General features: G+C 64.9%; 24 protein-coding genes. 8 read left to right on the top strand and 16 right to left on the bottom strand.

The window, feature by feature from the left end:
* Positions 1-16: 16 nt before the first annotated feature.
* Positions 17-931: a helix-turn-helix domain-containing protein gene (locus tag U0034_RS02235; protein WP_085225915.1), complete on the bottom strand. Its 915-nt coding sequence runs from the start codon at positions 929-931 to the stop codon at positions 17-19.
* Between the two features lie 411 nt (positions 932-1,342).
* Here U0034_RS02235 and U0034_RS02230 point away from each other — a divergent pair, with 411 nt between their 5' ends.
* The 4 genes from U0034_RS02230 to U0034_RS02215 all read left to right on the top strand — a co-directional run bounded on the left by U0034_RS02230 (position 1,343) and on the right by U0034_RS02215 (position 3,990).
* On the top strand, positions 1,343-2,725 hold the full coding sequence (locus tag U0034_RS02230; RefSeq protein WP_085225917.1) for an SLC13 family permease: 1,383 nt from the start codon (positions 1,343-1,345) through the stop codon (positions 2,723-2,725).
* Positions 2,726-2,748: 23 nt separating this feature from the next.
* Positions 2,749-3,084 (top strand): ferredoxin reductase domain-containing protein, encoded by a 336-nt coding sequence (locus tag U0034_RS02225; protein WP_233211925.1) that lies wholly within the window; start codon positions 2,749-2,751, stop codon positions 3,082-3,084.
* A 191-nt stretch (positions 3,085-3,275) separates the two neighbouring features.
* Positions 3,276-3,662 (top strand): BPSL0067 family protein, encoded by a 387-nt coding sequence (locus U0034_RS02220; protein ID WP_085225919.1) that lies wholly within the window; start codon positions 3,276-3,278, stop codon positions 3,660-3,662.
* Entirely contained in the window at positions 3,649-3,990 is a 342-nt protein-coding gene (locus tag U0034_RS02215; RefSeq protein WP_139831131.1) for an STY0301 family protein, read from the top strand. Before U0034_RS02220 ends, U0034_RS02215 begins: the two co-directional genes overlap by 14 nt.
* Before the next feature lie 79 nt (positions 3,991-4,069).
* Here U0034_RS02215 and U0034_RS02210 read toward each other — a convergent pair whose 3' ends face one another.
* The 3 genes from U0034_RS02210 to U0034_RS02200 all read right to left on the bottom strand — a co-directional run bounded on the left by U0034_RS02210 (position 4,070) and on the right by U0034_RS02200 (position 5,709).
* Positions 4,070-4,645 carry a chorismate mutase gene (locus U0034_RS02210; RefSeq protein ID WP_085226452.1) on the bottom strand — a complete coding sequence of 192 codons (576 nt, stop codon included), beginning with the start codon at positions 4,643-4,645 and terminating at the stop codon, positions 4,070-4,072.
* A 357-nt stretch (positions 4,646-5,002) separates the two neighbouring features.
* Positions 5,003-5,404 carry a CopD family protein gene (locus U0034_RS02205; RefSeq protein ID WP_085226455.1) on the bottom strand — a complete coding sequence of 134 codons (402 nt, stop codon included), beginning with the start codon at positions 5,402-5,404 and terminating at the stop codon, positions 5,003-5,005.
* Positions 5,401-5,709, bottom strand: coding sequence for a DUF3817 domain-containing protein (locus U0034_RS02200; protein WP_085225923.1), 309 nt, complete (start codon positions 5,707-5,709; stop codon positions 5,401-5,403). The genes U0034_RS02205 and U0034_RS02200 overlap by 4 nt, the downstream gene beginning before the upstream one ends.
* A gap of 106 nt (positions 5,710-5,815) precedes the next feature.
* Here U0034_RS02200 and U0034_RS02195 point away from each other — a divergent pair, with 106 nt between their 5' ends.
* Positions 5,816-6,799: a GlxA family transcriptional regulator gene (locus tag U0034_RS02195; protein ID WP_085225925.1), complete on the top strand. Its 984-nt coding sequence runs from the start codon at positions 5,816-5,818 to the stop codon at positions 6,797-6,799.
* Positions 6,800-6,887: 88 nt separating this feature from the next.
* Here the strand turns inward: U0034_RS02195 and phnN are convergent, their stop codons facing one another.
* Positions 6,888-7,436, bottom strand: a complete 549-nt coding sequence (gene phnN / locus U0034_RS02190; RefSeq protein ID WP_085225927.1) for a phosphonate metabolism protein/1,5-bisphosphokinase (PRPP-forming) PhnN — start codon at positions 7,434-7,436, stop codon at positions 6,888-6,890.
* Positions 7,433-7,744: a hypothetical protein gene (locus tag U0034_RS02185; protein WP_085225929.1), complete on the bottom strand. Its 312-nt coding sequence runs from the start codon at positions 7,742-7,744 to the stop codon at positions 7,433-7,435. The genes phnN and U0034_RS02185 overlap by 4 nt, the downstream gene beginning before the upstream one ends.
* On the opposite strand from U0034_RS02185, the gene U0034_RS02180 reads away from it, so the two are divergent.
* Positions 7,728-9,071 (top strand): MFS transporter, encoded by a 1,344-nt coding sequence (locus tag U0034_RS02180; protein ID WP_085225931.1) that lies wholly within the window; start codon positions 7,728-7,730, stop codon positions 9,069-9,071. The genes U0034_RS02185 and U0034_RS02180 overlap by 17 nt on opposite strands.
* A 4-nt stretch (positions 9,072-9,075) precedes the next feature.
* On the opposite strand, the gene U0034_RS02175 is transcribed toward U0034_RS02180, so the two are convergent.
* Genes U0034_RS02175 through U0034_RS02135 form a run of 9 tightly spaced genes read right to left on the bottom strand, consistent with a single transcriptional unit; the run spans position 9,076 to position 17,385 of the window.
* Positions 9,076-9,432 (bottom strand): RidA family protein, encoded by a 357-nt coding sequence (locus tag U0034_RS02175; protein WP_085225933.1) that lies wholly within the window; start codon positions 9,430-9,432, stop codon positions 9,076-9,078.
* A 14-nt stretch (positions 9,433-9,446) separates the two neighbouring features.
* Complete coding sequence (locus U0034_RS02170; protein WP_085225935.1) at positions 9,447-10,631, bottom strand: NAD(P)/FAD-dependent oxidoreductase; 1,185 nt, start codon at positions 10,629-10,631, stop codon at positions 9,447-9,449.
* A complete protein-coding gene (locus tag U0034_RS02165) occupies positions 10,628-12,034 on the bottom strand; it encodes an FAD/NAD(P)-dependent oxidoreductase (protein ID WP_085225937.1) in 1,407 nt (468 codons plus the stop codon). The genes U0034_RS02170 and U0034_RS02165 overlap by 4 nt, the downstream gene beginning before the upstream one ends.
* Positions 12,024-12,368, bottom strand: coding sequence for a (2Fe-2S)-binding protein (locus U0034_RS02160; protein ID WP_085225939.1), 345 nt, complete (start codon positions 12,366-12,368; stop codon positions 12,024-12,026). Before U0034_RS02160 ends, U0034_RS02165 begins: the two co-directional genes overlap by 11 nt.
* Positions 12,358-13,485, bottom strand: coding sequence for an NAD(P)/FAD-dependent oxidoreductase (locus U0034_RS02155; RefSeq protein ID WP_085226458.1), 1,128 nt, complete (start codon positions 13,483-13,485; stop codon positions 12,358-12,360). The genes U0034_RS02160 and U0034_RS02155 overlap by 11 nt, the downstream gene beginning before the upstream one ends.
* Before the next feature lie 11 nt (positions 13,486-13,496).
* A complete protein-coding gene (locus tag U0034_RS02150; protein ID WP_085225941.1) occupies positions 13,497-14,291 on the bottom strand; it encodes an ABC transporter permease in 795 nt (264 codons plus the stop codon).
* 14 nt (positions 14,292-14,305) lie between these two features.
* A complete protein-coding gene (locus U0034_RS02145) occupies positions 14,306-15,232 on the bottom strand; it encodes an ABC transporter permease (RefSeq protein ID WP_085225943.1) in 927 nt (308 codons plus the stop codon).
* Positions 15,225-16,292 (bottom strand): ABC transporter ATP-binding protein, encoded by a 1,068-nt coding sequence (locus U0034_RS02140; protein WP_085225945.1) that lies wholly within the window; start codon positions 16,290-16,292, stop codon positions 15,225-15,227. Before U0034_RS02140 ends, U0034_RS02145 begins: the two co-directional genes overlap by 8 nt.
* 55 nt (positions 16,293-16,347) lie before the next feature.
* Positions 16,348-17,385 (bottom strand): ABC transporter substrate-binding protein, encoded by a 1,038-nt coding sequence (locus U0034_RS02135; protein WP_085225947.1) that lies wholly within the window; start codon positions 17,383-17,385, stop codon positions 16,348-16,350.
* Positions 17,386-17,567: 182 nt separating this feature from the next.
* On the opposite strand from U0034_RS02135, the gene U0034_RS02130 reads away from it, so the two are divergent.
* Both U0034_RS02130 and U0034_RS02125 read left to right on the top strand, forming a co-directional pair.
* Complete coding sequence (locus U0034_RS02130; protein ID WP_085226460.1) at positions 17,568-18,476, top strand: LysR substrate-binding domain-containing protein; 909 nt, start codon at positions 17,568-17,570, stop codon at positions 18,474-18,476.
* A gap of 159 nt (positions 18,477-18,635) precedes the next feature.
* Positions 18,636-18,962: a hypothetical protein gene (locus U0034_RS02125; protein ID WP_085225949.1), complete on the top strand. Its 327-nt coding sequence runs from the start codon at positions 18,636-18,638 to the stop codon at positions 18,960-18,962.
* A 149-nt stretch (positions 18,963-19,111) separates the two neighbouring features.
* Here U0034_RS02125 and fabI read toward each other — a convergent pair whose 3' ends face one another.
* Positions 19,112-19,906, bottom strand: a complete 795-nt coding sequence (fabI, locus tag U0034_RS02120) for an enoyl-ACP reductase FabI (protein WP_085225951.1) — start codon at positions 19,904-19,906, stop codon at positions 19,112-19,114.
* Between the last annotated feature and the right edge of the window lie 238 nt (positions 19,907-20,144).

Below are 20,144 nucleotides of genomic sequence, written 5' to 3'. Positions count from 1 at the left end.
TATTCTCCGGGCTCGCTCAGACCTTATCCAGCAGCTCCCGCAGGAGCGCAGCGCCTTGCCGCCCTTTGGCCGCATCGGCCCACAGGCGATCGATCATCTTGCGATACATGCTGAGCGCGTCGGGCGCCGTCGTGATCGTGGCAATGCCGGTGCGGATGTTGGGCAACTCGCCGAGCCGAAAAGGCGAGGCCGCGACGTACGTTTCCTCGTCGCCTTCAAAAATCTGGAAGGTCTCGCTCGGCATGTTGTCGTTGACGATACCGATTCGGATGCCTTCCCGATCTCGTTCGAGCATCTCGGCGATCTGTGCCACCTCGCGGCGGGCCGCCAATTTGCGTTCGAGCTGAATGCCAGACGGCAGGCCGAGCCGGCCGACGAGCCCGTGGTGCAGGAACTGCTCGATCTGACGCAAGCCGATAAGGCTCGTGACATTGGGCCGGGCCGTTCTGAACGCGGTCTTGCGCTCCGCCAGAATCGTCATCACGCGCTCGAGCGTCTGCTGCCAGGGCGCATCGTCGACGGACGGGGGAACGCTCTCCTCGAGCATCTTTCTGAGCCAGCCTTCGTAGTCGTCGGATGTGAGCAGGAACGAGAACGGATCGAAATGGGCGACGATGCGCGCCGAGCGGCTTTCGAGTTGCCGCATTCGTTCGAAGTAGCTCACCGCCGAATCGTGATATTCGACCTCCACGCCCAGCAGATTCGCGAGCGATACGCCGAATAACGCGGCCAGGCGCTCGAGGGTGTCGATCTTGACGATCTCGCCGCGTTCGAGTTTGTAGACGGCGGCGCGCGAGATATTCAGCTTCTCCGCCACCTCCTCGCTGCGCAGTTGCGCAGCCATCCGGTAAGCCCGCAGCCGCTCGCCGATGCTTTCGAAATCGAAGCGCGCGCCGCGAGGCCGCTTTTTCCGCGTGGTGGGTTTCGTCACGCTCGCAACCTCCGTTGTTTAGATAAGTATACTCCGCGCTGCTAACGTCTCTCCGTCGAGGTCTCGTTCGAGGGATCTCGGACGTATAAAGAAATTCTTGTCTATTTTTTTGTATCGTGTATCGTGGCGCAAACGGTAGAACCTGAGAGAACTCGGCCCGCGACGGACAACAAGCCAAGAACGCGCGGGCGCACATGCCGGCATCGCGATCGATGTCGGCGGCGCCCCATGTTGTCTATATAAATAGACGGATGATGGGTGCCTGCTCTGTTACCGGAGAGAGGGAGTGTGCGAGTGGCATCTGCGCGCTTCATACGAAAACGGGGTTGCCGGCCCGCTCGGCCGCAGGAGAAGAACGATGAATTCCGGCCACCTCGCCGGTCATGCGCGGTTGAACAGACGGATTCCGCAATGGACTTGAGCGCGACGTACGGATGTCTCCCCAAGCGAAACGCCTCGATCGTGGCCCTGCTCGCGGCAGGGCTCGCGGCGATCGCGGCGCTGAGCTTTCGCGGGGCGCTATCCCCGCACGATGCGCGCATTGTCGCGATCGTCTTCGTCTGCATCACGCTGTGGGCAACGTCGCTGATCGAAGGCGCGCTGGTATCGCTGCTGTTTTTTTTTCTGGCCGCCACGATAACGTCCGTGCCCGCGGCGGAGATCTTCTCCGGTTTTGCGTCGAGCGCGTTTTGGCTCGTTTTCAGCGGTGCCGTTATCGGGTTTGCGCTCAAGGATAGCGGTCTCAGCGCGCGCGTCGGCAGCTTGCTCGCGCGGTGCATCGGCAGTTCGTATCTGCGCGCCTTGCTTGCTTTCGCCGCGCTGAGTTTTCTGCTGTCGCTCGTGATGCCGTCGACGTTCGGGCGCGTGGCTATCCTCGTGCCGATCGCGGCCGGCTACTGCGACGCCGTGCGTCTGGCTCAGTCGGCTAACGGGCGGCGAGGCATTTTGCTGCTGGTGATCGTCGGCTCGTACGAGCTTGCGGCAGCCGTGTTGCCGGCCAATCTGCCCAACGTGATCATGGCCGGGGTGCTCGAGCAGTCACATGGCATTCGCCTCAGCTTCTCCGAGTATCTGCTGTATTTCCTGCCGGCAGGCGCGATCGTGCGCGGCGCGATACTCGTGTTCGTCTCTCACCGGATCTTCGCCGATTCGGTGGGCGCAGCGAGTGAGGCGGAGATGCGAAAGCCGTTATCGAAGCGGGAGCTTCACGTCATGCTGCTGCTTGGCCTCACGTTGTCGCTGTGGTTCGCCGATTCGATTCACCACGTTGCACCCGGATGGGTCGGGCTTGGTTTCGCACTCGTCTATTTTCTGACTTCGCCGAGGGGCCTCCTCGCGCGCTTTACCGCCACGCTGAAGCTGGACTTGCTGTGGTTCATCGCCGCGATCATCGGCATCACTGCGCTCGTCAATCACCTGGACGTTCGTATTCCAGGCGCATCGGAGCTGGAGTCGCTGCGGGACAACCCGTTCGTTGGCTATCTGGGATTGAGCGCGACGTCCATTTTGCTGTGCTTCGTCGTCACGTCCAATGCCGAGCCCGCTATCTTCGTTCCATTCGCATCGCGCGTATTGGGACACGGTGCGCAGTTGAAAGCCGGGTTGCTTTCGCAGGTGATGGGCTACGCCACGACGTTCGTTCCCTATCAGTCTCCGCCGATCGTGTTCGGCAACGAGATGGCAGGGCTGGACCGCGCATCCGCAATCAGGTATTGCCTTTGGACCGCCTTGCTGGGCGTGCTCTTCGTGTTGCCGGTGAATGCGCTGTGGTGGCGCGTGATCGGCTTTCTTTGACCGCGCGAATCGGATCGTAAAGAATGAAAGACGATTTCGTCGCGGCCCGCGTGGTCGCACGCGAGCGCACCGCATCCGCCGTCGTCTCGCTGCGGCTCGCAAGCGAGGTGGCGGGGGCGTCGCTGCCGGCGCGCGAGGCAGGTGCGCATATCGATGTTCACCTGCGCGATGGACTCTCGCGCAAACACTCGCTATGCAGCGACCCGGGCTTTTGCGGACGGGCAGGATTCATGAGCGCGCTCGAGGCGATTGCCGTCGCGACCTCTTGCGAGGCAGGCCTGTGCGACGCTTGCCGGAGTACCGTCATCGCCGGCGTTCCGGATCACCGCGATACCTTTCTGAGCAGTGCGAAAAACTGAGCAACGATTCGATCGTGCCCTGCGTTTCGCGGTGCATGGGCGATGCAAGAGAAGACCGGTACGTCCATTCCCCCGGCTTCTAAATGGCCTCGTCGTGTCGTCGCGCCGCCTCGCAATCGTCATTCGATTGCTGATACGATACGGCGCACGTTAATTTCAAAAAGCAATCGGCTGGAAACAAGGAGGAGTCGATGCCGTACGTTGCCGATTTAAAAAAGGCCAACGATCTCGTTACCGCAGGGCGACTCGTCGGCAATGGCCAATGCGTGACGTTCGTGCATGCCGTTGTCACTATCCCGTCCACCGCGGCATGGCGCCGCGGCGACGAAGTCAAGGGCGGTGCCGGCCTGGCCCGCGGTACGATCATCGCGACGTTCGACGAAAGCGGTCATTACGGAAACCATACGAATGGCACGAGTCACGCGGCCGTTTATCTATATCAGACGTCGGATGGCATTGTCGTGCTCGATCAATGGAACGGGCGCACGAAACAGCCGCCGCATCAGCGGACGATTCGTTTTCGCGATGGCAAAGGTTCCGCGGTCGACGATGGAAGCCAATACCATGTGGTCCAGTAAAGTTCTGGCCGCCCTGGCCGGGGCCGTGCTCGCCACCGCGGCATGTGCCGCCCCGAAGCACAAGTTCGAGTGTCCGTCTTCGCTGAAGGTGGCAGGGCACGAACACGCGCTCGACAACGCTTCGCTATTCGACGGCCCGCCGGAAAAGCAGGTGGATCTGATCCCCATATCGGGCAAGACCGCCGATCGCTGGGATCTGACCGACGTGGACCCGTACCTCGTTTGCCGGTACGAGGGCACGAGCCAGGTCGTGACGATTCATGCCGAAGGCGCGAAGGCCTGCGAGGTCACGAGCAAGCCGTTCGCCGCTTATTGTACGGGCCGCTGAGCACGGGCCGCTGAGCACGGGCCGCCGAGGTTCTGGCCGCCGAGCGCCCGACGAGGGGCGCGTCGCGCGGCCAGATGCATCAGTAGATGCGGCAAAAGCCCGCCATTGCGCGGTCGAGCGCGATCAGCGGCACATTGCTCAAGTGATATTGATGCTCGAATGCGTAGCGGCCGACCGCGTGGGCGACCTCGGTTGCGCAGTCCTTACCCTCGAGCACGGGCCTGGCCTCGACGAGTTCGGCGATGAGCTTCGTCTGCAGGCTGTCGAGTTCGGGCCGGATCGTGCCCACGAGGTCGATCGGGGCATGCTGCGGGGCATAGCCGATGCGCCGCCACGTGGTAAGCAACCCGTACTGCACGACCTTGTTTGCCTCGATCTGCGCCTTGAAAAAGCGCGTGACGTCGTCGGCCGGCAGCCCGCTTTGCCCGCCCTCGGCCACGGCCTTCGAGATCACCACTGCTTCGCGTGCCGGGTCTTCCACGCTCGTGCCGCTATCCCATTTCGACAACGCGACATCATGGGCGATGGCGAGCCGCTGAGCCGCGCTTTCGACGAGCGGACGCAGCAGAACTTCATCATGTTGCGCATAGGCCGCCTGGCTGGCGAGCAGGGCGAGGCCGGTGCACGCGAGGGCTTTCAAATTGAATGGAGTCATATCGATCCGCGGAATTTTGTTATCGGTTTTTATGAATCCCCGATGAAACATGGGTCATCAGGACGGTTCATCGGCTGTTGAAACTGCACAGCGCGAGAGTCGGCAAATATATCCCAGGGTTTTTGGAAAGAAAAGCTGCGCATCGGATCGATTTTTCCATGGCGGGCATATGCGTGGCCCTCCCGCGCCAGCGCCGTTGCCGGGCGTGCCACGGTACGCCGGTCTTCCGATGCATATTGCCGTGCGTACTACGTCAACTGGCAGGGATAATGTAAGGATTTTCTGATCGGCAATTCCGTCAATTCTTATGCGGGAATAGGCGTTGCTCGAATTAGTCCGAATTCGATCGATATCGGTTCAGACATGTTTGAAAACGACCAGCGCGACGATGGCCGCGATAGCCGCGATGATCGGCAGCCCGGTCTTGCCAGCCCACGCCGGTGGCACTGCGCCGGTACCGTCGTGCTCGATGCGCCGCAACTTTCCCGAAAGTATTCCGTGCAAAGCGGAGAGTGCGGTGACCAGCAGGAACTTGATCGTAAGCCAGACGTCGCCGAACCAATGGCCGAGCACGACCATTGCGATGCCCGTCGCCCATACGAGGCCAAGCGCCGGCGAAGTGACGTTCCGATCCCACCGTCCCAGGGCGCGCTGCAATGGGAGGCTTTGCACGCGAATGCCGACGGACAGCGCCAGTAGGCCGCCGACAAACGTCATGACCGATGAGATGTGAACGACTTTCACGAGCAGATAGATCATCGCGAGTTCCGTTTGCGTGCGATCCATTGCGTGCTGGCGAAGCCCGCGAAGGGCACGAGCGCCGACAATACGAGGCGCCAGACCTCCGCCGGGCGCCAGAGTCCGGCCGAAGCCGTCACGATGATCGCCCAGATGTACGCAATAAACGCAATGCCATGTATCGGCCCCATGACCGAAACGGCCATGGGATAGCCGGCCGCGTGCTTGAGCGGAACGGCAACGCACACGAGCACGGCCAGTGTGGTTGCTTCGAGAATAGAACCGAATTGCAGCATGCGCAGCGATTTTTCGTCGTCTTTCGTCATTGGGGGACCTCGTGCGAATGCTGGCGATTCTGGCGGCTCGCGCGTGGGCGGTCCATTGGCTAGAATGCCAAACTTCGACGGATTCCGGCCACCGCTCTCCCGCGCCATGCACACGATAGCCGTTCTCGCGCTCGACGATGTCGTCCCGTTCGACCTCGGCGTAGCCTGCGATACGTTTTCGCACGTTCGAGTCGAGAACGTCGCCGCCCCGTACCGCGTACGGGTCTGCAGCGAGCGTCCGGTCGTGCGCAGTGGTTTTTTCGAGCTTCATACCGCCTGGCGTCTCGGTGCGCTGGGCGAGGCCGATACGGTCGTCGTGCCGGGTACGCTCGATCCGGCGATGCCGCTTTCGCCTCGTACCGTGGCCGCGTTGCGCGACGCCGCCGCACGCGGTTGCCGCATCGCCTCGATCTGCTCGGGCGCTTTCGTCCTCGCTGCCGCCGGATTGCTCGACGGTTTGCGGGCGACGACACACTGGCTGGCGGCAGCCGAGCTTGCGCGCCGTTATCCACGTGTGTGCGTGGATGCCAACGTGCTCTTCGTCGACAATGGCCAGATCCTCACGTCGGCCGGTGCGTCGGCCGGCCTCGACCTCTGCCTTCATATGATTCGCGCCGATTACGGCGCCGCCGCAGCGTTCGACGCGGCGCGCCGGGCTGTCGTACCGCTCGCCCGAGAGGGCGGGCAGGCGCAGTACGCCGAGCGCGAGTTGCCGCGCGGGGGGCCGGCGTTGCATGCGCTCATGCAGTGGCTGCAGCAAAACCTCCAGCAGCCGCTCACGCTCGAGTCGATCGCAAGGCACGGTGCAATGAGCGTGCGCACGCTTACGCGGCGCTTTCACGCGGAAACGGGCACTTCGCCGCTGCAATGGCTGCAGACCGCGCGGGTCCGCACGGCGCAGCAATTGCTCGAAACCACCTCGTTCTCGATCGAGCGCGTGGCGAGCGAAGCCGGGTTCGGCTCGGTCACGACGTTCAGAGAGCGGTTCGCGAGAGTCGTCGGTACGTCGCCTCAGCAATATCGGCGTGCGTTTCGCAGCAAGCCGGACCGGGCATCGACTTCGCTCGCTCGCGGCGCCGTCGACGCATGAGGCGGACGCGCCGGCGGTTCGCTGCGAACGCCGCGCAAAGCGGCACCTCGGCTAGAGTCGCGCCGAGGACTGGCGGCACGCGGGCGGCCTAAGCCAGCCTGCGCAGCAAGTCGAGAAAAACGGCAGCCGAATCGTCGAGCGCGCCCGAGTTGTCGATCGTCGTGAGCGTGGCGCCGGGGGGCACTGCCCATGGCACGCTGCGCGCAAGGCGTGCTTGAATCTGATCCACCGTTTCGCGGCCGCGCGCGGCGAGCCGTCTCGCGAGCACCGGTGGTTCGGCGGTGACGTGGACCACCGCCATGCGCGGATAGCGCGCGAGCGCTTCAGGAAGATAAGCGCGCGAGCCGTTGACGACGACCATGCATGCCCGGTCCATCCACGCATCGATCTCGATACCGATGCCATAGCGCAGCGCATGGCTCGACCATTCGAGTGCGAAGAGCCCGAGCGCGGAGCGGGCCTCGAATTCGACTTCGCTCAGTTCGATGTGGTTTTCGTGATGGTTGCGCGCGCGCGTGATATAGCGATGGGCGAAGAGCACGCGGGGCGCCGGCGTGTACGCGCGCACATGTTCCAGCAGGGTGTCCTTTCCGGCACCCGACGGGCCCATCACATAGACAAGGCGTTCGCCGTTCATCGCGCAGACGCCTTCAATCGTTCGCCGAGCGAATCGGTGACCATCATCTGAGAGCGGGATTCATCGAAGTCATAAGGGTAGCCGCTTTCTGCGGTGAGCGCGAGCGGGCCCTGTGCCCGGAGCAGGCACACCCCGTTTTCGCGCCCGGCGTATGCCCCGATAAACAAAAGAGAACGCCGCGAATAGTGGATGGCACGAGGCTTCGGCACGCCGGCGCATAGAATCGATTTCAGTGTGCGCGTGGCACCGCCGCGCGTGAGGATACGCAAGAAGAAAACGAGGAGACAGGAGATGCTGAAGTGGTTCACCCAGTTGTCGAAGCCCGAGAAGCGCACCTTTTGGGCCTGTTTCAGCGGCTGGGGGCTCGATGCGATGGATACGCAGATGTACGCGCTCGCGATTCCCACGCTGATCGCGCTGTGGGGTATGAGCCGTGGCGAGGCGGGCCTGCTCGGTACGACGGTGCTCATGATGGCGGCGCTCGGTGGCTGGGCCGCGGGTATCCTGGCGGACCGCTATGGACGTGTGCGGATTCTGCAACTGACGATTGCCTGGTTCTCGTTCTTCACGCTGCTTTCCGCATTCACGGATTCGTTTTGGCAGCTCATGTTCACGCGCAGCCTGCAGGGGCTCGGCTTCGGCGGCGAATGGGCCGTAGGCGCGGTGCTGATCAGCGAGACGATCAGCCCCAACGTGCGCGGGCGGGTAGTGGGCGCGCTGCAGGCCGGATGGGCCGTAGGCTATGCAATCGCCGTATTGCTTTCCACCTTGCTGTTCAACTATGTCGAGCCCGCGTGGGCCTGGCGCGTGCTCTTCGGCCTCGGGGTGCTGCCCGCCATCCTCGTCATCTGGATTCGTCGCAACATCGAGGAAGCACCGGTGTTTGCAAAGGCGCGATCGGCCGCAGCCGCCGATGCGGGTAAGGTTCGAATCCTGGAGGTCTTTACGGGGCCGCAGCGCACGACGACACTCAAGGCCATCCTGCTCACATTCGGCATTTACGGCGGCAATTACGTGATGATCACGTGGTTGCCCGCCTACCTGAAAATGGCGCTGCATCTGTCGATCAGCAACGTGGGCGGCTACCTCGTCGTCAACATCCTCGGCTCGTTCGCAGGTGCGTTCCTGAACGGTTGGATGGCCGATGCGTTCGGTCGACGCCGCACCTTCATGATCATTGCCTGTTGTCAGGCCATCGCGGTTTCGGTCTATACGCTGGCGCCGATCGATCTGCGCATGACGCTCGCGCTCGGCTTCGTGCTCGGCACGCTGCAATCGGGCACGGCCGCCGGTACCGGTGCGTATATCGCCGAATTGTTTCCCACGCGGATTCGCGGCTCCGCGCAAGGGTTGTGCGGTAACGCCGGCCGCGCGATCGGCGCAATCATGCCGACGATGGTGGGCGTGCTCAGCGCCAAGCTCGACCTTGCCGCCGCAATGGGCCTGTGTGCGGGCGTGTCGTATTTGCTCGTCGTGGTCGCGGCCTGGATATTGCCCGAGACGCGCGGGCGCGATCTGAGCGCCGATGTGGTTGCCGATGCGGTTGCCGATGCGGGCACGAGCGGCGCGAAGCAGCTGGCGCCCGAGCCGGATGCGGCGACGCTCGCACGCGGCGAGCGGCCGTCCGCGCGCTGAGACGTCAGCTCAGCGCGGCCGTAACGATGATCTCCACCCGGATGTCCGAGGCGGCGAGCCGGGCTTCGCAGGTGGCGCGCGTGGGCACGGCCTCACGGTCGACCCACGCTTCCCACGCCGCGTTCATGCCGGCGAAATCGCGATCGATGTCCTGAAGCCAGACTTGCGCCGTCAGCAGCCGTGACTTGCTGGAGCCGACGCTCGCCAAATATTCGTCGATTTTCGCGAGAATATCGCGCGTCTGCGCTTCGGCATCGCCGGTGCGGTCGCCCGCCGTCGTGCCGGCGAGATGGACGACGTTGTTGTGCACGACGATCCGGCTCAGCCGGGCGTTCGATTGATATCGGTGAATTGCGGTCATGCAAGGCTCCTCGTTCAGGATTGCGGTTTTACGATGGGTGAGGCGGTGGCGGTGCTGGCGAAGCGCTCGATTGCGAACGGTGCGATCGGCAAGCTGCATTCGCGCGCCGTGATCAGTTCCGAGACGATACGGCCAACGACGGGGCCAAGCTCGAATCCATGGGCCGAGAACCCGAACGCGTGGACGAGCTTGGGCGCGCGGCGGCTGGGACCGATGACGGGAATGCCGTCCGGCATGAAGCCCTCGATGCCGGCCCACGAACGATTGATGCCAACACCGCGCAGATGCGGGAAGAGGGCAAGCGCCGTGCGTGCATTGATGGCGAGTTGGCCGAAGTCGACATCGCCCGCGCGGGCCCGGTCATCTACTCGTCCGCGCAGGCCGCCGCCGATCAGCACCGTGCCGTTGTCGAACTGCTTGAACGAGAGCGTCCGTCCGGTCGCGCCGACGACCGGCGAGCAAAAAGCCGGCACCCGGTGCGTGATGGTGAGCAGCAGCGCAACGGGCTCCTCCGGAACGGGTTCGCCCACCTGTGCGGCGAACGCGCCGGCCCACGCGCCGGCCGCATTGACGACATATTCCGCTTCGAAACGGCGCTCCCCCGCGCTCACCCGCCATCGCTCGCCCGTGTGCTCCAGTCCTGCGACGCGCGTTTGCTCGTGTATTTGCACGCCCGATCGTTGAGCCGCGCGGCGAAAGGCCATGACGGCACGAAACGGCAGCGCGTGGCCGTCGTCGGGCACCCAGATGCCGCCCGTGACGTGCGGCGCGACGGCCGGCAGCAATGCGCGCACGGTTGCGCGGTCCACCAGCGTTTCGTGCGTGTAGCCGCGCGTGCGCAGATCGTGCACGCGCTGGCGCAGCGTGCCGAGTTCGGCGTCGGTTTCGGCCACCTTCAGCTGGCCGCTCGACACGAAGCCGCAGTCGTCGCCGACGAGTTCGGGCAGCCGGTGCCACAACGCCCGGGATTCGAGCGCGAGTGGAATTTCAGCCAGATGGCGGCCGAGCGTACGGACCCCTCCGGCATTGACGCCCGACGCGTGGCGGCCGCAGTACTCGGCTTCGAGCACGGTCACGCGAGCGCCGGCCCGCGCGAGATGCAGTGCGCTCGAAAGGCCATGAAAACCGCCGCCGATGACGACGACGTCGGCTCCGTCGGCGAGTCCGCCGGGTCCCCGGCGTGGCGCCCGCGTGCTCATGCTTCGCGCGCCAGCTCGCCGAGCGTGATCGGTTTGATCGGCGGGCGGATGCGATAGTAGCCGGTTTCGGACGGCGAAACGCCGCGTGCATCGGCGATGATTTCGGTGACCGTGAGGCCGCACAGCCGGCCCTGACACGGCCCCATGCCGCAGCGTCCGAACGACTTCGCCTGATTGGGGCCGGTGCAGCCGAGGCTCACGTGCTCGCGCAGCGTGCCCGCCGTCACTTCTTCGCAACGGCAGATCACGACGCCGTCGGCGGGAATGCGGTTCGCCGTTTTGGGGCGATAAAGCGCTTCGAGGAACGGCCGCACGCGCAGATGCGGCGCAAGCGCGCGACGCAGCGGGGCGGCCAGGCGATCGCGCATGTGTGTATCGACATGGCCGAGCGCGCAACCGGCGCCGAGAGCCGCGATACGGCCTCCGAGCGCGGCCGCGATAGCGCCCCCGATGCCGGCGCCATCGCCGGCCACGTGAATGCCCGGCACATCGAGTTCGCCCCATGCGTCGGTAACGGGCACGAAAGCCAACTGGCTGTCGCTCCAGCGGTGCGCGGCGCGCAGCGACCATGTGAACTGCGTGTTCGGCACCACGCCCTGATGCAGCAGGATCACAGGACTTTCGATGCGCTCGCGACGTCCGTTCGCGACGAAGCTCAATGCGCGTGCGACCTTTTCGTCTCGGCTGCCTTCGTCGCCCTCGTCGCCCTCGACGGCGAGCGCGCTCGCGCCCTGGTGGAACGGCACACCCGCACGCCTGAGCTCGCGCATCATCGCAAGCCCCTTGGCAAGGTAGCGCCAGCCAGCCAGCGCGCCGCCGAGATGCGAGAGCGCGCGGCGCTTGTCGGCCGCGTCGGTCGTATCGACGATGGCTGCCACTCGCACGCCCGCGCGCACATACTGCGAGGCTAGCAGGTAGAGCAGGGGGCCGCAGCCCGCCAGCACGACCGGGGCGCTCGGCACCGTATCGGCCGTCTTCAGCAGAATCTGGGCTGCGCCGGCCGTCAGCACGCCCGGCAGCGTCCAGCCGGGGATCGGAAACGGGCGCTCCATCGCACCGGTGCAGAGCACGATGCGCCCGGCTTTGAGCGTCGCCACCTCGCCGTTGCGAAGGTAGTGCACGGTGCGCTGCGCGGTGATCTGCCAGACGGCCGCGCGGCCGATATGGGTGGCCTGCGAACGCTCGAACGCGTCGACGAGCGTACGGCCCGCCGCATAGTCGGGGCCGAGCACATCGAGCCGCGCGGCGCTTGCCTCCTTCACCGCGCGATAGATCTGGCCGCCGGGCGTGGGCTGCTCGTCGAGCAGTACGACCGATGCGCCGAGTGCGGCGGCCTGTGTGGCGGCGGCCATTCCGGCGGGGCCGCCGCCCACGACGACGATATCGGCGAAATCAGCGCGCATGATCGACCTCCGCGTGCCAGGCGAGATTGCGCGCCCCGTGTTGCGTGCGAATGGACATGCCGTCGCGCACCTCCACGAGGCACGCCTGGCGATTCGGCTCGCCGTCGATCTCCATCAGGCATTCGAAGCACGCGCCCATCATGCAATAGGGCGCGCGCGCGGCGCCCGTCACGGGCGTGGTGCGAAAGCGCGTGACGCCGGCGGCCAACAGCGCGGCAGCCACGCTGCAGCCCGCCGGAACGGTGAGCACGGCGCCGTCGAGTTCGATCGTCGCGCGCGGCAGATCGGTGCCGGCCTGCGGCTGCAGGCGGCGAAAGAGGCTGCTAGTGGGCATGGTCGAAAGTCGTTGGATGGTTTATGAAGCGGTCGCCGGTGAAGGCGGCGAGTTCATCGGGCGCGTCGCCGCCCGCGATCCACGGCGCCACGCGCAGGGCGTGCGCGGCCGCGAGCGTGACGCCGCTGTGGCAGGTGGCGACAAAGGCGCCTGGAAAGCGTGAGGACTCCTGATAAATCGGGAAGCCGTCGGGTGTGAGCACGCGCAGTGCGCTCCATGCGCGCACGAGCCGCAGGCCGGCGAGTACCGGAAAGCTGCGAATGCCGCGTTGCGCGATCGACGCGAGAACGCGCGTCGTCGTCGTATCGTCGAAGCCGACGTCCTCCATCGAGTCGCCGAGCTGGATCGTGCCCTCGTCGGTCTGTCGCACGTAGGTGGTCGGATATTCGAGGAACGGCTGCGTGCGCTCGCCGATCAGCACTTGGCCCCGGTTCGGGCGCACCGGAGCATGCAGTCCGAGCGTCGCGGCAAGCGTTGCGTTGCCGAGGCCGGCCGCGAGCACGAGTTTGCGGGCTTGCCAGCGCCCCGCGATTCCGTGGGCGACGAAGGTGCCGCCGTCCTCTCCGATCTGCCGGACGCGCTCGTTGCGTACCCAGCGCACGCCGCGTGCGGCGCAGGCCGCGTAAAGTGCGCGCAGCAGCTTGAGCGGGTTCACGTGGCCATCCATCGGCGTGTAGCTCGCGCCGTGCACTTCGGGGCCGATCGCCGGCAACTGCGTCTTCAGGGCCTCCGGCGAGAGCATTCGATAGGGGTAGTCGCCGTCGAGCCGCGCCCGCAGCCAGGCGAGCCGCGCTTCGCGCTCGACGGCTTCCTGCTCCGAATAGACGAAATGGAATCCGCCCGGCTGCCGCAACTGGACGTCGATGCCGGTTTCCTCTAGCAGTGCCGCGGCCAGGTGTGGCCACGCGCGGGCCGACGCCATCGTCCAGCGCGCATACTCGGGCAGGCCGTAGCCCTTTCCTTGTACCCATACGAGGCCGAAGTTGCCACGCGAGGCGCGATACGCATCGTCGCCCTCGTCAAGCACGGTGACGGCCGCGCCACTGCGCGCAAGGCCGTATGCGAGGGCCATGCCGACCAGGCCGCCCCCCACCACGATCACGTCGTCATCAGTCATGGTCATCCGGTTCAAGCTTTGCCGGCCAGCACACGGTCGAGCCCCACCATCCGGTCGAGCACGATCATCAGCAACACCGTGCCGGCGATCAACACGGTCGACAGAGAAGTGACGAGCGGGTCGATGTTCTGCGCGATGGCGTTATACATCGCAACGGGCAGCGTGGTCGTACCCGGCGTCGCGACGAATATCGTCATCGTCAGCTCGTCGAAACTCTGGATGAAAGCGAGGATCCAGCCGCCCGCGACGCCCGGCAACAGCATGGGCAGCACGATGCGGCGAAACGCGGTGAAGCGGTGTGCACCCAGCGAGCGCGCCGCGCGTTCGCCGTCGCGATCGAGACCGGTGGCGGCGGCGAGAACGAGCCGCAGCGCATAGGGCATGACGACCACCACATGCGTGAGCATGAGCCAGAAGAACGAGCCGGTCAGCCCCGCGAGGGTGAAAAAGCGCAGGAAGGCGACGCCGAGCACCACGTACGGGATCATCAGCGGCGACAGAAAGAAGCTCGTGAGCGCGCTGCGTCCGGTGAAGCGATAGCGCGTGAGCGCGAGCGCCGCGGGTACGGCGAGGGCGGTCGCGACGGTTGCCGCCACGGCCCCGAGCTTCATCGACAGCCAGAAGGCGGAGAGGAAGTCGTCCGCGTGTCGCAGCGCGCGGAACCAACGCAGCGAAAACCCGCCTGTCGGCAGAGATATGAAGCCTTTGCCGGTGAACGAGACCGCGATGACGACGACGAGCGGCGCGAGCATGAATACGATGAAAAGCGCGTGATAAGCGAGCGAGAGCGTTCCGTTCCTGCGCATGGGGTTGGCTCCTTTCACGATTCGAATACGGCGCGGAAACGCTTTTCGACGAGCCGATTGCAGCCGAGGATGATCGCGGCGTTCGCGATCAGCAGCAAAACCGCAATCGAGGCCCCGAGCGGCCAGTTGAGCGTGCTCAGGAACTCGTCGTAGGCGGCGGTGGCGACGACCTTGAGCTTGCGTCCGCCGATGATCGAGGGCGTGGCGAACGCGGAGGCCGCGAGCGCGAACACGATGATGCTTCCCGACAGCACGCCGGGCAGCAGTTGCGGCAGAACGACCCGGCGAAACACGGTCAAGCGCGAGGCGCCGAGCGACAGGCCAGCATGTTCGATCTGCGAGTCCAGTTTTTGCATCGACGCCCAAACCGAGATCACCATGAACGGTACGAGCACGTGCACGAGCGCGATCGTGACGCCGGTGAGCGTGAAAAGCAGTTGCAGCGGCGAATCGATGAGGCCCAGCGCCGCGAGCACCTGATTGACGAGCCCCTCGCGGCCCATGAGGATCGCCCAGCCGAGGGTGCGCACCACGACCGAGATCAGAAGCGGGCCCAGGGTCACGAGCAGGAAGATGCCGCGCCACGGCGCGCGCATACGCGCGAGGATCAGCGTTTCGGGTACACCGAGCACCGCGCACAGCACCGTGACGAGCAGCGAGAGCCCTGCCGTGCGTGCGAAGATCGTGTGGTAATACGGGTCGCCCAGGACCTCGACATAGTTGGCCGCGGTATGTGCCGGCAAGATTCCGAGTGTGCCGTCGAACGCGTTGAACGACAGCAGCGCGACGAGCGCCATCGGCACGACGAGCAGGCCCAGGAAGAGCAGCAGGGCCGGCGCGGCCAGCAGCCATGGTGCGCGCGCCTCGCGCGCGCGGGCGAGGTCTGCGGCGTTGTGCACTCGTGCGTGCGGCGCATTGGCCCGCGGGGCGAGTTCAGCCATGGGAGACCTCCGTGTCGAGCATGTGTAGATCTTCGTCGGACCAGGCGATGCGAACGGCTTCGCCTTCGATCGGCGGCGGCAGACCGATGTTGGGCTGGCTCATGCGGAACACGCCCAGCGCGCTGTCGATTTCGAGCATCCAATGGTTTCCGAGGAAGAGGCGTGTGCGAACGTGTCCGTCGAGCGCCGCTTCGCCGTTCGATGCGAACCGCAGTTTCTCGGGGCGCACATAGACGTGAACGTTCTCGCCGAATGCGCGCTCGCCGTGTGCGATGCGCGCTAGCTGGGCGCCGAGCCGCACGACGCAGCAACGGCCGTGCCGCTCGACGACCTTCCCCTCGAGCGCGTTGGTGCGGCCGAGAAACGTCGAGGCGAAGGTCGAGACCGGACGCTCGTAGGCATCGAATGGTGCGGCGATCTGTACGATTCGCCCGCCGTGCATGACGGCGATGCGATCGCTCATCGTCATTGCTTCGACTTGATCGTGCGTGACGAGAATCGTCGTAATGCCGAGTTGACGCTGTATGGCACGCAGCTCGATATGCATTTCTTCGCGCAGCTTCGCATCGAGATTCGACATGGGCTCGTCGAGCAGCAGCACGCGCGGCTCGATCACGAGCGCCCGCGCGATCGCGACGCGTTGCCGCTGGCCGCCCGACAGCTCGCGCGGGTAGCGGGCCTCGAGGCCGTTCAGGTGCACCATGGCGAGCGCCGTGCGAATGCGCTCGGCGCGTCGCGGCCGCGGCATCTTGCGCATCTCGAGCCCGAAACCGACGTTCTCGGCCACGGTCATGTGGGGAAAAAGCGCGTAGCTCTGGAAGACGACCCCCATGCCGCGCTTTTCGGGTGCGAGCGAAGTGATGTCGTGCCCATCGAGCAGGATGCGCCCTTCGCTCGGAGCGGCGAAGCCGGCAATCATCTGCAGCGTCGTGGTCTTGCCGCAGCCGGACGGTCCGAGCAGCGAGACGAATTCGCCGCGCTCGACGTCGAGCGACAGGCCTTGGACGGCGTGAAACTCGCCGTAGCGCTTCGAAACGTTCTCGAGATGCAGAAATGTCATGGCATGGCGCCGTTATCGAGAGGCAGTGAAGGAATGGAGGGCGTGCGCGCGAACTTCAGCGCTCGACCTGGCGGTTCCACTGATTCGTCCACTGGGCCCGCTTTTCGTTGACGATGGCCCAGTCGGTCTTGACGAGCTTGCCGATCTGCTCGGAGCCGTAGGGCACCTTCGCGGCCACGGCGGGCGGCAGTTTCGTCGTGCTGTTCATCGGCCCCCATGCCTGCGTTTCGGCGAGCACGGTCTGGACCTCCGGCGTGAGCAGGTACTGGACGAACTGCTGCGAAAGCTGCGGCTCCTTGTTTTGCGCGACCGGGCAGGCCGCCGTGAGCAGCGCCATCGCGCCTTCCTTCGGGTAGACGAAACGAATCGGAAAGCCCGTTTGCTGCAGCGTTTGCGCACGGCCGCTGCCCCACACGGCCAGCGTCACGTCGCCGTTCTGGAAGAGTTCGGTCATCTTGCCCGGCGAGGGTTCCCAGGCCAGCACGTTCGGCGCGACGCGCTTGATCATCGCGTCGAAGCCGGGGGCGATATTCGTTTCGCCGCCGCCGGCGAGCCGCGCGAACATGATCAGCGTCTGCAGGCCGTAGGTGTTCGAGATCGGCGGTATTGCGATCTTCTGCCGGTAGCGCGCATCGGTCAGCACCTCCCACGACGCAGGCGGCGGCAGTCCCGCTTTTCGGAACGCATCCGCGTTGTAGGCGAGGCCCGTCGCCACGGCGGCCAGCGCGACGGCGCGATCGCTCATACGGGCGATCGGATAGAGATCTCGATAGATGGGCGCGTCGGCCAGCTTGTCGCAAAAGCCGAATTGCACGGCCTGGTACATCGGGCCGTCGTCGAGGAGCACGACGTTCAATTCCTGTTTGCCCTTTTGCGCCTGGAGCTTCGCGAGCGTGTCCGTCGAATTGCCCGGCACGTAGACGATCTTGACGTCGTGCGTCTTTTCGAATTGCGGAATGATGCTTTTCTCGAACGCGGCTTGCGTCGAGCCGCCATACGAACCGACATAAAGCGTGGGTTGCGCCGACGCGCTCGATACCCCGAGGGCCAACGCGGCCGCGAGTGCCGCGGCGGCAGGACTGGTCTTCTTCAAGTTGCGCTCCTGGTTGCCTGCAAGATCGAAAAGGGCGCCTGTGCGAACACAAAACGCTATGCGTTCGCGGCACGCGTATGGCCTGGGCGTTCAGGTTGAATCGAACGATAGAAAGACCAAAAACAGTTGGAAAATCGTTTTTTTTGGGAAGACAATAACATTCCGTTATGGAGTGTTCTGCGATGAAACTGCGTCAGTTGGAGGCGTTTCGCGCCGTCATGCTTTGCCAGACCGTCACGCGCGCAAGCGAGATGCTGCATATTTCGCAGCCCGCCACGACGCGGCTCATCGCCGATCTGGAGCAGTCCTTGGGGTTTGCCCTATTCGAGCGCGTGAAGGGGCGGCTTCATCCGACTGTCGAGGCGCAGGCGCTTTACGAGGAAGTGCAGCGCTCGCTGGTCGGCCTCGATCGCATTGCGCGCGCGGCGGACGAAATCCGTGCATTGCAGCGCGGCACGCTGCAGGTGGCGGCTGCGCCCGCCATTGCGTTGGCGTTCCTTCCGCATGCGATCGCCGATTACCTGGGCACGCATGTGGAAGCGAACGTTTCGCTGCTCGTTCATTCGTCGCGCACGGTGGTCGACATGGTGGTCGGCCAGCGCTGCGACGTCGGGATCGCGATTCTGGCGATGAATCACCCGAGCGCGCATGGGGAGCGGCTGATCTCGACGCGTATGGTCTGCGCGATGCCGGTGGGCCACCGGCTATGCGCGCGCGATACGATCCGCCCGCAGGATCTTGCGGGCGAACGCTTCGTGGCACACCCGCGCACGCTCGATTCGCGGCTGCAGATCGATGCGCTTTTCGCGGCGCATGGGGTGCCGGTCAAACTGCAGTTGGAGACGCAGGTATCGCAGTCGATCTGCGCGTTCGTGGAGGCGGGGGCGGGCGTGTCCCTGATCGACGCGATCACCGCCTGGAGCTATCGGGGCCGTGGCGTCGTATTCAAGCCTTTCGAACCGCTGCTCGTGACGGATTTCTCGGTGCTGACACCTTCCCAACGGCCGCCGGCGCTGCTGACACGCTCGTTCGTCGAGCATGTGAGGCGCTTTGCGCTGGCGGCGCTCGACGAGCGCTTCATTGCCGGCTAGGCGCGTTTTGGCGACCCTGCGGTTGCCTGACAGGACTTTGGGCCGCTACGTACGGGGGCTGCCATATCGTGCAGCAACAGTTACAAGTATGAAATATGCCGGAATCGATGCTGCGGTAACATTCGCTCCAACGAATTACCGTTGGACGGATACGTTGTCATGAAGAAACACGCACGCATTCTTTCTGGTCTGGCCGCGGCCGTCGCGTTCGGTGTATCGGGCGCGGCGATGGCCGGCGTCAATGTCGGAGTAAACATCGGCGTACCCGCGCCCGTGTACGTCGCACCTGCGCCGGTTTATGTACCGCCGCCCCCGCCGCCCGTCGTCTACGCACCCGCGCCCGCGCTTGTCGTGGGCTGGTATGGCGACCGGTACTGGGATGGGCGCCGCTACTGGGCGCGCGAGGATTGGTATCGTCATCATGGCCGCCCGGGCTGGGGGCCGCCGCCGGGTCACGAACATGGCCACGGCCGCGGCTGGCACTGATACGGCGCAACAGGCGCCGGGTCCTCGGCGTCCAGGCTACATAGCATCAGCGTCAAGGCCGGGCTGCCATTGCCGAACATGGAAAAACGCCCGCCGGTTGTTGTGACCGGTGGGCGTTTTCGTATCCCGCTAACCTGGATCGGCTGGCCTTACTCCGTTGCGCCTGCCGTCATGCCGCCGATTACAGCGTGAAAGCCGCTGTCGACATGGAGGATCTCTGCCGTCACGCCGCTCGACAGATCGGAGAGCAGGAATGCGGCGGTATTGCCGACTTGTTCGATCGTCACGTTGCGCTTGAGCGGCGCATTCTGCTCGACGAACTCGAGGATCTTGCCGAAGCTTTTGATGCCGCTCGCCGCGAGCGTCTTGATCGGGCCGGCCGAAATGCCGTTCACGCGAACGCCGCGCGCGCCGAGCGAGCCGGCCATGTAGCGCACGCAGGCCTCGAGCGCCGCTTTCGCGATGCCCATGGTGTTGTAGTTCGGAATGACCTTCTCGGCGCCGAGGTAAGAAAGCGTAAGAAGCGACGCGTTGTCGGAGAGCATCGGCAGGGCAGCCTTCGCAAGCGCGGGGAAGCTGTATGCCGAGATGTCATGGGCGATGCGGAAGTTTTCGCGCGTCATGCCGTCGAGGAAGTCGCCTGCGATCGCCTCGCGCGGCGCGAAGCCGATCGAGTGCACGAGCCCGTCGATCGTGTCCCAATGCGTTTTGAGGGAAGCGAAGAGCGCTTCGATCTGGGCATCCTCGGCGACGTCGCATGGAAAGACGAGTTCGCTGTCGAATTCGGCGGCGAACTCGGTAATGCGGTCCTTGAAGCGCTCGCCCACGTACGTGAACGCGAGCTCGGCGCCTTCGCGCCTGCAGGCTTGCGCGATACCGTAAGCAATCGAGCGGTTCGAGAGCAGACCGGTCAGCAGAATGCGTTTTCCAGCGAGAAAGCCCATGAATTCTCCTATGTGAGCGGTGCCGTGCACGGCCGACGCGACTCGCGTGTGGGGCGCCGTGCAGGACCCGGAACGGCTCCGGTCCTGGCGATCGTGGCAACTTGACAACAGGGCGCGTACGAATACGCATAACGCTCCAGTTTAGCAGACCTCCAGAGCCAGCCTCCGGTGGGGCGCGGGTAACATGCCTGCCACCCATGCGTCCCATGCCCATCCACATGCCCGCTTTCGGTCGGTA

The organism is Trinickia caryophylli (assembly GCF_034424545.1).
Classification (GTDB): domain Bacteria; phylum Pseudomonadota; class Gammaproteobacteria; order Burkholderiales; family Burkholderiaceae; genus Trinickia; species Trinickia caryophylli.
This window is presented reverse-complemented; position numbering and strand designations above follow the sequence as displayed.